The sequence below is a fragment of the Blastococcus sp. CT_GayMR20 genome (genome assembly GCF_004570345.1).
In genome coordinates, this window is the sequence record NZ_SPQM01000149.1 from 1 (window position 1) to 10,805 (window position 10,805).

At 73.5% G+C, this 10,805-nt stretch carries 12 protein-coding genes; 11 read left to right on the plus strand and 1 reads right to left on the minus strand.

Annotation, left to right across the window (positions count from 1 at the left end; all coding sequences use genetic code 11):
• The first annotated feature begins 31 nt into the window (after positions 1 to 31).
• From E4P40_RS22960 to E4P40_RS22985, 7 genes are all read left to right on the plus strand, one after another.
• Positions 32 to 235, plus strand: a complete 204-nt coding sequence (locus E4P40_RS22960) for a hypothetical protein (RefSeq protein ID WP_135160707.1) — start codon at positions 32 to 34, stop codon at positions 233 to 235.
• Positions 236 to 343: 108 nt separating this feature from the next.
• Positions 344 to 697 (plus strand): Sec-independent protein translocase subunit TatA, encoded by a 354-nt coding sequence (gene tatA, locus E4P40_RS22965; protein ID WP_135160708.1) that lies wholly within the window; start codon positions 344 to 346, stop codon positions 695 to 697.
• Between the two features lie 25 nt (positions 698 to 722).
• Entirely contained in the window at positions 723 to 1,622 is a 900-nt protein-coding gene (gene tatC, locus E4P40_RS22970; protein WP_245160532.1) for a twin-arginine translocase subunit TatC, read from the plus strand.
• Positions 1,623 to 1,630: 8 nt separating this feature from the next.
• Positions 1,631 to 2,530: a diacylglycerol kinase family protein gene (locus E4P40_RS22975; RefSeq protein ID WP_135160709.1), complete on the plus strand. Its 900-nt coding sequence runs from the start codon at positions 1,631 to 1,633 to the stop codon at positions 2,528 to 2,530.
• A 56-nt stretch (positions 2,531 to 2,586) separates the two neighbouring features.
• Positions 2,587 to 2,760, plus strand: a complete 174-nt coding sequence (locus E4P40_RS28330; RefSeq protein ID WP_167762350.1) for a hypothetical protein — start codon at positions 2,587 to 2,589, stop codon at positions 2,758 to 2,760.
• Positions 2,761 to 2,825: 65 nt separating this feature from the next.
• The gene (locus tag E4P40_RS22980; protein ID WP_135160710.1) at positions 2,826 to 5,672 is read left to right on the plus strand and encodes a DEAD/DEAH box helicase; all 2,847 of its coding nucleotides are present in this window, start codon (positions 2,826 to 2,828) and stop codon (positions 5,670 to 5,672) included.
• 94 nt (positions 5,673 to 5,766) lie between these two features.
• On the plus strand, positions 5,767 to 6,357 hold the full coding sequence (locus E4P40_RS22985; protein ID WP_135160711.1) for a DUF4333 domain-containing protein: 591 nt from the start codon (positions 5,767 to 5,769) through the stop codon (positions 6,355 to 6,357).
• Between the two features lie 9 nt (positions 6,358 to 6,366).
• Here E4P40_RS22985 and E4P40_RS22990 read toward each other — a convergent pair whose 3' ends face one another.
• Positions 6,367 to 7,287 carry a 5'-3' exonuclease gene (locus E4P40_RS22990; protein ID WP_135160717.1) on the minus strand — a complete coding sequence of 307 codons (921 nt, stop codon included), beginning with the start codon at positions 7,285 to 7,287 and terminating at the stop codon, positions 6,367 to 6,369.
• 109 nt (positions 7,288 to 7,396) lie between these two features.
• Between E4P40_RS22990 and E4P40_RS22995 the strand changes: the two genes are divergently transcribed.
• Genes E4P40_RS22995 through E4P40_RS23010 form a run of 4 tightly spaced genes read left to right on the plus strand, consistent with a single transcriptional unit; the run spans position 7,397 to position 10,619 of the window.
• The gene (locus E4P40_RS22995; RefSeq protein WP_135160712.1) at positions 7,397 to 8,512 is read left to right on the plus strand and encodes a Xaa-Pro peptidase family protein; all 1,116 of its coding nucleotides are present in this window, start codon (positions 7,397 to 7,399) and stop codon (positions 8,510 to 8,512) included.
• Entirely contained in the window at positions 8,487 to 8,972 is a 486-nt protein-coding gene (locus tag E4P40_RS23000) for a winged helix-turn-helix transcriptional regulator (RefSeq protein WP_245160533.1), read from the plus strand. Before E4P40_RS22995 ends, E4P40_RS23000 begins: the two co-directional genes overlap by 26 nt.
• 20 nt (positions 8,973 to 8,992) lie before the next feature.
• Positions 8,993 to 9,439 carry a nitroreductase/quinone reductase family protein gene (locus tag E4P40_RS23005; protein ID WP_135160714.1) on the plus strand — a complete coding sequence of 149 codons (447 nt, stop codon included), beginning with the start codon at positions 8,993 to 8,995 and terminating at the stop codon, positions 9,437 to 9,439.
• Between the two features lie 40 nt (positions 9,440 to 9,479).
• Complete coding sequence (locus E4P40_RS23010; RefSeq protein WP_135160715.1) at positions 9,480 to 10,619, plus strand: Rv2578c family radical SAM protein; 1,140 nt, start codon at positions 9,480 to 9,482, stop codon at positions 10,617 to 10,619.
• The last annotated feature ends 186 nt before the right edge of the window (positions 10,620 to 10,805 follow it).

The following is a 10,805-nucleotide window of genomic DNA, read 5'->3' on the forward strand; positions in this document are numbered from 1 at the left end:
CGGCGGGGAGCCCGCCGGTTAGGGTCGGCCCGTGCTGCTCCTGATGGTCTGGATCGTCGCCGTCGTCCTGGCGCTGGTCGTCCTGGGCTCGATCGCCTACGGCCTCCTCGGGGCCGCCGGGCGGCTGCAGCGGGAGATGGCGGCCGCCGAGCGCGACGCCCGGCCGCTGCTGGCGCAGATCGAGGCCGCACAGGCCGCCGCCGAGGCGCGTGGCGGGACAGCGAACGGCGACTGAACGCAGGCCGACATGTCGGTCGCCATCGCGACCCATCCGCGCGGACGGCGGGTTCCGAACACCCTCCGGCGTAGCATTCCGCACGACCCCACCTCTGGAGGACCTGTCATGGGCGGACTCGGCCCGCTGGAGATCGGCCTGATCATCCTGGCGATCCTGTTGCTCTTCGGCTACAAGAAGCTGCCGGATGCCTCCCGCTCGCTGGGCCGCTCGCTGCGCATCTTCAAGGGCGAGATGAAGGGCATGAAGGACGACGATGCCCGCGATGGGGTGCGCGCCAAGGACGCCGCACAGGCGACCCCCGTGCGCGGCGAGATCGTCGCGCCCGCGTCCCCTCCCACCACCACTGCCTCCGGCGACCTGACCGCGCAGCTGCACGAGGAGGCCCGGGTCGCCGAGGCGCGCGCCGCCGAGCTGCGCGCCCGCGCCGAGCAGACCCGCGTTACCGACGGCCCCCGCTGACCCACCCGTTCCAGGCAGGACGACGGTGAGCGAGGGCGGCACCCGGCCCCGGTTGAAGCGGCGCAAGCCGCCGCGCGACGCCGAGGCGACGATGACGCTCATCGCCCACCTCACCGAGCTGCGCAACCGGATCGCCAAGGCGCTCTTCTTCATCGCGCTCGGCACCGTCGTCGGGTTCATCTGGTACGACCGCGGCCTGCTGACGTTCCTCACCGAGCCGTACTGCGCCGTCCCCGACCGGCTGCGGCTCGACGGTGACGGCAACTGCCGGCTCGTTGTGCTCGACGTCTTCGGCGGCGTCCTGCTCCGGCTGAAGATCGCCCTGATCGCCGGCATCGGGCTGTCGGCGCCGTTCTGGCTGTACCAGATCTGGGCCTTCATCACGCCCGGCCTCAAGCGCAACGAGAAGCGCTACACGGTCGGCTTCGTCGCCGCCTCCACCCTGCTGTTCGCCGGCGGCACCGTCCTCGCGTGGCTGACCCTGCGCAAGGGCCTCGAGCTGCTGCTGCGCCTCGCCGGTGACGAGGTCGCCTTCCAGCTCACCGCGCCGCTCTACCTGAGCTTCGTGATCAGCCTGCTCGTGGCGTTCGGCCTCTCGCTGGAGCTGCCGCTGATCGCGGTGGCGCTCAACCTCGTCGGCGTCCTGAGCTACGAGGCGCTGAAGAAGTCCCGGCGGTGGATCTTCTTCCTCACCATCGTCTTCGCCGCGTTCGTCACGCCCACCCAGGACCCGTTCACGATGCTGGCCATGGCCGGCCCGATGATCCTGCTCTTCGAGCTGGCCATCCAGCTGGCCCGTATCGTGGACAAGCGGCGGGCCAAGCGCGCCGCCTTGGAGCACTTCCACGACCTCGGCGACGACGAGGCCTCGCCGCTCGACGCCCGGCCGTCGTCCCTCGACGACGCCCCGTCCCTGCGTCGCTGAGCGCGCACGTGACCGGTTCCGGGGACGTCGCCGTCCTCGTCAGCCCGGCCGCGGGCCGCGGGCGCGCGGGCGTGCTGGCCACCGACGTGCTCGCCGCTTTCACCGCCGTCGGGCTCGAGGCCCGGCTGCTGCCGGCCACGACGGGCGCCGAGGCGGAGCGGCAGGCCGCCGACGCGGTCGCGCAGGGTGCGGCGGCCGTGGTCGCCGTGGGTGGCGACGGGACGGTGCACGCCGCGCTGCAGGCCGTCGCCGGGACGTCGACCCCACTGGCCGTCGTCCCCGCCGGGACCGGGAACGACCTGGTCCGGGCCCTGGGGATCCCGGACTCGCCGATCTCGGCGGCGCACGCGGCGGCCGAGGACCTGGCCGCCGGCACGGTGCAGATCGTCGACGCCGGCCGCACCGGCGACCGCTGGTGGTCGACGGTCCTCTGCTGCGGTTTCGACTCCGCCGTCAGCGACCGCGCCAACCGCCTCCGGTGGCCCCGCGGACGGCGGCGCTACGACGTGGCGGTCCTCGCCGAGCTGGCGCGCCTGCGGCCGCACGAGCTGACCCTCGTCCTGGACGGCGAGTCGCAGACGCTGCCGGTCACGATGGTCGCCGTCGGCAACACGCCGTGGTACGGCGGCGGCATGAAGGTCTGCCCCGGCGCCGACCCGACCGACGGCCTGTTCGACGTCACCGTCGTCGGGGCCACCAGCCGCCTGGAGCTGATCCGCACCAAGCCGCGGCTCACCCTCGGCACCCACGTCGAGCACCCGATGGTCACCGTGCACCGTGCGGCCCGCGTGGAACTGATCTGCCCCGGGGTCACCACCTACGCCGACGGGGAGCCGGTGGCACCGCTCCCGGCGGTCGCCGAGTGCGTGCCCGGAGCACTCAGGGTGGTCGGCAGCGGCAGAACCTGAGGCCCGCGGCGATCGCGACCCCACTCGTCGCCGGGCAACGGTCCTACGATCCGGGCATGTACGCGGTACATCTCACCGACGCCGAGCTGGAGACGGCACGGCACGCCCTCCGGGCCTATCTCTCGGCCTTCGGTCACGACGAGGCCGAGACCGTGGGCGAGATCAGGCGCGTGATCGCCAAGCTGGACGCCGCCCAGACGGAGGACCGGGACCCGCGCATCTCCGCCTGATCCCGCGCGGTGACGCGCGAGGACCGGCCCGAGCCGTTTCCCTGGAGCGCGCCTAACGTGGAGGCATGTCCAGCCCCGCTGAGCGGTACGCCGCTGCGCGGCGGCGGACCGCCCACCCGACCCTGGCGGACTTCACCGCCGACCTCGGCTTCTCCCTGGACCCCTTCCAGGTCGAGGCGTGCGAGGCCCTCGAGGAGGGCTCGGGCGTCCTCGTCTGCGCGCCGACCGGCGCGGGCAAGACCGTCGTCGGTGAGTTCGCCGTCCACAAGGCGCTGGCGGAGGGGCGCAAGGCGTTCTACACGACGCCGATCAAGGCGCTGTCCAACCAGAAGTACGCCGACCTGGTCGAGCGCTACGGGCCGACGCAGGTGGGCCTGCTGACCGGGGACAACGCGATCAACGGCGACGCGCCCGTGGTGGTGATGACGACCGAGGTGCTGCGCAACATGCTCTACGCGGAGTCGCCCGCCATCGCCGGCCTCGGCTACGTGGTCATGGACGAGGTGCACTACCTCGCCGACCGGTTCCGCGGTGCGGTGTGGGAGGAGGTGATCATCCACCTCCCGCAGTCGGTCACGCTCGTCTCGCTGTCGGCGACGGTGAGCAACGCCGAGGAGTTCGGCGACTGGCTGGTCACGGTGCGCGGGCACACGAAGGTCGTCGTCAGCGAGGTCCGGCCGGTCCCGCTCTGGCAGCACATGCTGGTGGGCAACCGCGTGTTCGACCTGTTCTCGCTGCGGCCGGCCGCGCACGCGGGGGAGCAGGGGCTCACCCCGCGCGAGCAGTCCACCCGGGAACGCGGCGCCTCGGTCGTCGACCCGGAGCTGGTGCGCTACGTCCGCGAGCACGAGCGACGGATCGACTCCTGGCACGGCGGCGGTCCCGGTTCCCGGCGGGGCGACACCTCGCACCGGCCCCGCTACCGGGCGCCGTCCCGGTCCGACGTCATCACCCGGCTGGACAACGCCGGGCTGCTGCCGGCGATCACCTTCGTCTTCAGCCGCAACGGCTGCGACGCCGCGGTCCACCAGTGCCTGCTGTCCGGTCTGCGGCTCACCGACGAGGCGGAGCGCGCGGAGATCGCCGAGATCATCGACCGCCGCACCGGCTCCCTGCCGGAGGAGGACCTGCACGTCCTCGGCTTCTGGGAATGGCGGGAAGGCCTGCTCGCCGGGCTCGCTGCCCACCACGCCGGGCTGGTGCCGGCGTTCAAGGAGACCGTCGAGGAGTGCTTCGTCCGCGGCCTGGTGAAGGCGGTGTTCGCCACGGAGACCCTCGCGCTGGGCATCAACATGCCTGCCCGCAGCGTCGTCCTCGAGCGGCTGGTCAAGTGGAACGGCGAGGCGCACGTCGACGTGACGCCGGGGGAGTACACCCAGCTCACCGGCCGGGCCGGCCGCCGGGGCATCGACGTCGAGGGGCACGCCGTGGTCGTCTGGGGGCCCGGGGTCGACCCGGCGACCGTCGCGGGCCTGGCCAGCACCCGCACGTACCCGCTGCGGTCGTCGTTCCGGCCGAGCTACAACATGGCGGTCAACCTGGTCAGCTCGTTCGGCCGGGCCCGCGCCCGCGAGCTTCTGGCGTCGTCGTTCGCGCAGTTCCAGGCCGACCGGTCCGTCGTCGGACTGGCCCGGGCGGCCGCGAAGCACGAGCAGGACGCCGAGCGGGCCGCGGCCGAGATGCACTCCGACCGCGGGGACGTCGGCGCGTACGCCGAGCTCCGGCGGGAGATCGCCGACCGGGAGAAGGACCTGTCCCGCGACTCGCAGGCCAAGCGGCGCATCGAGGCCGCGGAGGCCCTGGCTGCCCTGCGGCCCGGTGACGTCATCCGGGTGCCGTCCGGACGGCGCCAGGGGCTGGCCGTCGTCCTCGACCCGGGGATCACCGACCTCGCCGACCCCCGGCCCCTGGTGCTGACCGAGGACAAGTGGGCCGGCCGGCTCGCGTCGATCGACTTCCCGACGCCGGTGAACGCGCTCGCGCGGGTCCGGGTGCCCAAGAACTTCAACCACCGCAGCCCGCATGCCCGCCGCGACCTCGCCGCCACCCTGCGGAACGCCCGCGTCGAGAACGACCTGGGTGCCCGCCGGGTCAAGCACCGGTCGGCGGCGGCGGACGACCCGGTGCTGGCCGACCTGCGCCAGGCCCTGCGCAACCACCCCGTGCACCAGTTGCCGGACCGCGAGGAGCGGGTGCGGGTCGCCGAGCGGTGGCTGCGGGCAGTCCGCGAGGCCGACGCGCTGCAGCGCAAGATGACCGAGCGCACGGGCTCGCTGACCCGGCAGTTCGACGCCACCTGCGACGTCCTCGAGGAGCTCGGCTACCTCGTGCCCGAGGTGGCGCCCCTGGTGCCGGCCGACACGGAGGTCATGGGCGCGGTGGACGACGTCCCGGTCGTCACCGACGACGGACGGCGGCTGTCGCGCATCTGGTCGGAGGCGGACCTCCTGGTCGCCGAGTGCCTGCGGGCCGGCGCGTGGCGGGGACTGAACCCGGCCGAGCTGGCGGCGGCGACGTCCACGGCCGTGTTCGAGGCGCGACGGGACAACCCGGCCCTGCCGGCCGTGCCGGCCGGGAAGGTGGCGGCGGCCATCGGCGAGATGCGCCGGATCCGAGCCCGGCTGCACGACGTCGAGGCCGACCACGGCGTGCGAGTGACCCGCGACCTCGATCTCGGCTTCGCCTGGGCCGCCTACCGCTGGGCGGACGGACAGAGCCTCGACCGGGTGCTGGCGGGCGCCGAGCAGGCCGGCACCGAGCTGTCCGGCGGCGACTTCGTGCGCTGGGCCCGGCAGCTGATCGACCTGCTGGACCAGCTGGCCAAGGTGGCGGAGGAGCCGGTGGCCGGCGTCGCCCGGGCCGCCGTCGGAAAGATCCGGCGGGGTGTCGTCGCGGTCGCGGTCGGCGGTTGACCTGCGCTGCGCCACCCTCCGCGGCGGGCCTCGGTAGGGCACAATTCCTCCGCCCGCGACCGGCGTCGCGGGAAGGCCGGACCGGGGAGCGACGATGACCAACCCGCCGCAGGGCGACGAGCCGGGCGCAGATCAGGACCGGAACCCGACCCAGCCGACGCCCTCGGTCGAGCCCCAGCGGGCGCCGTGGCAGGGGCCGACCCCGCCCTACGTCCAGCCGGCCCAGCAGCCGTACCAGCCCTACGTCCAGCAGCCCCCGCAGTACGCGCAGCCGCCCTACGGCCAACCGCCCTACGGCGCGGCGCCAGAGCCCCAGTACGGGCAGCCGCAGTACGGGCAGCCGCAGTACGGCCAACCGCCCTACGGTCAGCCGACCCCGAAGTCCAAGGTCGGCCTGATCGCCGCGATCACCGGCATCACCCTGCTCGTTCTCGCGGGCGTCGTCGTCCTGGTGCTGTCCCTGCAGTCGACGGTGCTCGACCGGGCGGCCGTCGAGCGCGACGTCGCCGCGCAGTTCGAGGAGCGCGAGGGCGTCGCCATCGAGCTCAGCTGCCCGGGCGACATGGCAGTGGAGTCGGGTTCCTCCTACGAGTGCACCGGCACGACGGCCGACGGCGAGGACGTCACGCTGCAGATCCGCATCGAGGACGAGGACTCCGCGGCCTACACCTGGACGGAGCCCTGAGCCGACCGGTCAGGCCACCGCGTCGGCCGGCCAGCCCAGGGCGGCGCCCAGCCGCTTGAGCGAGCTCTCCAGCCCGTGCGCGGTCGCCAGGGCCGCCAGGGCCGCCGGGTCGGCGGGGGTGCGGGGGAGGGCGCCTTCGATCGGGGGCAGGTCGATCTCCTTCGCGACCGCCACGACCACCGGTGCGGCGTCGAGGTAGTTCGCCGCGGCGTGGATCTTCTTCAGGACGGCGGCCGTCAGCGGCGGCCTGGGGACGACGGTCCGCTGCACCGCCGAGCGGATCCCGGCCAGGTCCCCGAACTCGTTGATCAACGCCGCCGCGGTCTTCGCGCCCACGCCCGCGACGCCCGGCAGACCGTCGCTCGGATCGCCCCGGAGGACGGCGAAGTCGGCGTAGGCCCGGCCCGGGATGCCGTACTTGGCGGTGACGACCGCCTCGTCGACCAGCTCGATGTCGCCGATGCCGCGGGCCGTGTACAGCACCCGGATGCCGCGGGCATCGTCCACGAGCTGGAACAGGTCCCGGTCACCGGTGACCACGTCGACCGGCCGGTCGGCGCGGGTGGCGAGTGTGCCGATGATGTCGTCGGCCTCGTAACCCGGCGCACCGACCCGGTCGATGCCGGCCGCGGCCAGCACGTCGACCAGGATCGGCACCTGCGGGCTCAGATCGTCCGGCACGACCTCCTCGCTGCCGTCGGGCGCGAGTCGGTGGGCCTTGTACGAGGGCAGCGCCTCGACGCGGAAGGCGGGCCGCCAGTCGTCGTCCCAGCAGGCGACCAGCCGGTCGGGCGCGTGAGCGGTCAGCAGCCGGGCGGTCATGTCCAGGAACCCGCGCACGGCGTTGATGGGTCGCCCGTCCGGCGTCGTGATGCTGGTCGGCACCCCGTAGAAGGCCCGGAAGTAGAGGCTGGCCGCGTCCAGCAGCATGGTCGTCACGTTGGCGGACGGTAGCGGTCTGGAAACGATTCCGGAGAACGGCGTCCTCGCTGGTTAGTCTGCGCGTGTGGCTCCCGCGATCTCTCCGAGCAGCCCCCTCGTGACGATCGACCGCGTGCACGCCGCCCGGGAGATCGCCGCGGAGAACGGCGTCGACCTCCTCGTCCTCACCCCCGGGTCGGACCTGCGGTACCTGGCGGGCTACGACGCCCACGCCATGGAGCGGCTGACCGCCCTCGCCGTCCCGCGCACGGGCGAGCCGTTCCTCGTCGTGCCGCGGCTCGAGGCCCCGATGGTCGACGCGAGCCCGGCCGGCACGCTGGGCCTCGAGCTCCTCGCCTGGGACGAGACGGACGACGCCTTCGCCCTGCTGGCGTCGGCCGCGACCGCCCGGCTGGGCTCGGCCCCCGCCCGGGTCGCCGTCGGCGCCCGGACCTGGGCCGAGCACGCGCTCGGGGTGCAGCGCGCGCTGCCGGGGTCGGCGCTGGGGCTCGCGAGCCCGGTCGTCGACCGGCTGCGGATGGTGAAGTCGCCCGCGGAGATCGAGGAGCTCGCGCTGGCCGGCGCCGCGATCGACCGGGTGCACGCGAACATGGACGTCTGGCTGACGGTCGGTCGCACCGAGGCGCAGGTCGGCGCCGACATCGCCGCGGCGATCATCGCCGAGGGGCACACCGGCGTCGACTTCACGATCGTCGGCTCCGGCCCGAACGGCGCCAGCCCGCACCACGAGCTCTCCGACCGGGTCGTGCAGGCCGGTGACCTCGTCGTCGTCGACATCGGCGGTGAGACGGCGACCGGCTACCGGTCGGACTGCACCCGCACCTACGTCGTCGGTGGAGGGCCCAGCGCCGAGGTGGCCGAGTGGTATGCGGTCCTGCAGGCGGCCCAGGCGGCGTCGACGGCCGCCGTCCGGCCCGGAGTGACGGCGGAGCAGATCGACGCGGCGGCGCGGGACGTGATCGAGGACGCCGGCTGGGGCAAGCACTTCATCCACCGCACCGGCCACGGCATCGGGCTGGACACCCACGAGGCGCCCTACATCGTGGCCGGCAACGACATCCCTCTCGTGCCGGGCATGGCGTTCTCCGTGGAGCCCGGCATCTACCTGGCGGGCGACTGCGGTGCCCGCATCGAGGACATCGTCGTCTGCACCGAGGACGGCGTCCGCACGCTCAATGACGGTCCCCGTGAGCTCGTCGAACTCCCCGGCTGAGCCCGGCGCCGGGGCCGTGCCCCCGGTCGACGTCGACCGCGAGCTGCTCGCCGCCCTGGCCAGGGACGGCCGGGCCAGCTACACCGACCTCGCCGAGCGGGTGGGGCTGTCGGTGTCGGCGGTGCACCAGCGGGTGCGCCGCCTGGAGCAGCGGGGCCTGATCACCGGCTACCACGCGACGGTCGACGCCAAGGCGCTCGGGCTGCCGCTGACGGCGTTCGTCTCGATCACGCCGATCGACGTCGCCCAGCCCGACGACGCCCCGGCGCGGCTGGCGCACCTGTCGGCCATCGAGGCGTGCCACTCGGTCGCGGGGATGGAGAGCTACATCCTCAAGGTGCGCGTCGCCTCACCGGACGCCCTCGAGGGACTGCTGCAGGACATCCGCGCCGCGGCGAACGTCACGACGCGGACGACGGTCGTGCTGTCGACGTTCTACGAGGACCGCCCGCCGCTCTGAGCCGGCGCTACCGTCGATGCGTGGCCGGTCCCTGGATCACGAACCGGGTCGCCGACCCGGTGCTGGCGCCGCTGCTGCGCGGCGCCGCCGGTCGGTGGCTCGGCCGGCGCCTGCTGCTGATGCGCTACCACGGCCGACGCACCGGTCGGCCGCACGAGGTGGTCGTCCAGTACGCGCGGTCCGGGCCGACCGTGTGGGCGATCGTCGGGCGCGCCGAGCGCACGACCTGGTGGCACAACCTCCAGGCCCCGGCGGAGGTGGACGTGTGGCTGGCCGGGGAGCGGTTCCGTGCCCGCGCCGTCGCCGTGGTGGGTGCGGACCAGCCGGCCGAGGCCCTCCGCGGCCTCCTCGCGTACCTGGCGCAGCGGCCTCTGGCCGCTCGCGCGCCGGGCTCCGTCGAGGATGCGGTCACCCGCGTCGTGCTCCTGCGGGTCGACCTGCAGGCGGAGCCGGACGAGGCCGCCTGACGGACTGGACATCCGTTCGAACGTGTGTTCGCATGGAGTCATGCGATGGGACGCGCAGCGGCTGGACCGGGAGGAGCCGTCGACACTGCCCGGCATGCCGAGCATCCGTGGCCTGCTCCGGAGCGTCCAGGTGCCCGACTTCCCGGGTCTGACGTTCCACGAGGTGCGGGCCAAGAGCGCGCTCAACCACGTGCCCGGCGAATCCGCGATGCCGTTCCCGTGGACGATCAATCCATTCCGTGGATGCAGTCATGCGTGCGCCTACTGCTTCGCGAGACGAACCCATGAATGGCTCGAATTCGACTCCGGGGAGGACTTCAACAGCCAGATCGTCGTCAAGACGAACCTGGTCGACGTGCTGCGTCGCGAGCTGGCCCGACCGTCCTGGACGCAGGAACACGTCGCGCTCGGCACGAACACCGATCCCTACCAGCGCGCCGAGGGCCGCTACCGTCTGATGCCCGGCGTCATCGGCGCCTTGGCCGAGTCGGGAACGCCGTTTTCCATCCTGACGAAAGGCACCCTGCTCCGCAGGGACATTCCCCTGCTGGTCGAGGCTGCCCGAGAGGTCCCCATCGGGCTGGGGGTCTCCATGGCGATCTGGGACGACGACCTGCATGCCGCCCTCGAGCCGGGCGTGCCGACCCCCCGTGCGCGGCTCGACCTCGTCGCGGCCCTCACCGATGCGGGACTGCCGTGCGGCGTGTTCCTCGCCCCGGTCCTGCCCGGGCTGACCGACGACACCGCCTCGCTCGACGCGGCGTTGGGAGCGATCGCCGCGTCCGGCGCCAGCGGTGTCACGGTCATCCCGCTGCACCTGCGGCCGGGCGCCCGCGAATGGTTCATGGCCTGGCTGCGCCGGGCGCACCCCGAACTGGTCGCGCGCTACGAGCGGATGTACGCCCGTCGGGCGTACGTGCCCGCCGAGTACCGCACCTGGTTGCAGCAGCAGGTGGCACCGCTGCTGCGGGAACACGGCCTCGACCGGCAGTCGGGAGGTACGGCTCGCGGCGCGTCGGACCCCGTCGCCGCGGGCGTGCCAGGTGACGCGGAGGTCGGCTTCCCGGAGGGCAGCCTGCCGACGGGCGGCATGCCGGGTGTGCGTCCGAAGGGCGAGATGGTGGCCACGACGACGGCGAGCGCTATCGGCCCCGAGACGGAGCAGCTGTCCCTGATCTGACTGACCTCCGGAGGCCCAGTCGCGGCCCGAAAGTGTCGTACCCCTTCCGTAGATTCGCGCATGTGTTCGAGGGATACGGCGTCGACCTGGCGATCGCTCCGTTCGGTGGCGTCGAGGTGCCGGGTCCGGCGGAGGGGCGGCCGTCTCGGCTGGCCGAGATCTTCCCGGCGGGGGTGCGGTCGGAGG

What these genes read in the sequence shown, in the direction of transcription:
- E4P40_RS28330 (WP_167762350.1), top strand. Translation starts at nt 2,587, where the DNA reads ATGTACGCGGTACATCTCACCGACGCCGAGCTGGAGACGGCACGGCAC.
- E4P40_RS22990 (WP_135160717.1), bottom strand. Translation starts at nt 7,287, where the DNA reads ATGCTGCTGGACGCGGCCAGCCTCTACTTCCGGGCCTTCTACGGGGTG.
- E4P40_RS23010 (WP_135160715.1), top strand. Translation starts at nt 9,480, where the DNA reads ATGCGATGGGACGCGCAGCGGCTGGACCGGGAGGAGCCGTCGACACTG.
- E4P40_RS22980 (WP_135160710.1), top strand. Translation starts at nt 2,826, where the DNA reads ATGTCCAGCCCCGCTGAGCGGTACGCCGCTGCGCGGCGGCGGACCGCC.
- E4P40_RS22985 (WP_135160711.1), top strand. Translation starts at nt 5,767, where the DNA reads ATGACCAACCCGCCGCAGGGCGACGAGCCGGGCGCAGATCAGGACCGG.
- tatA (WP_135160708.1), top strand. Translation starts at nt 344, where the DNA reads ATGGGCGGACTCGGCCCGCTGGAGATCGGCCTGATCATCCTGGCGATC.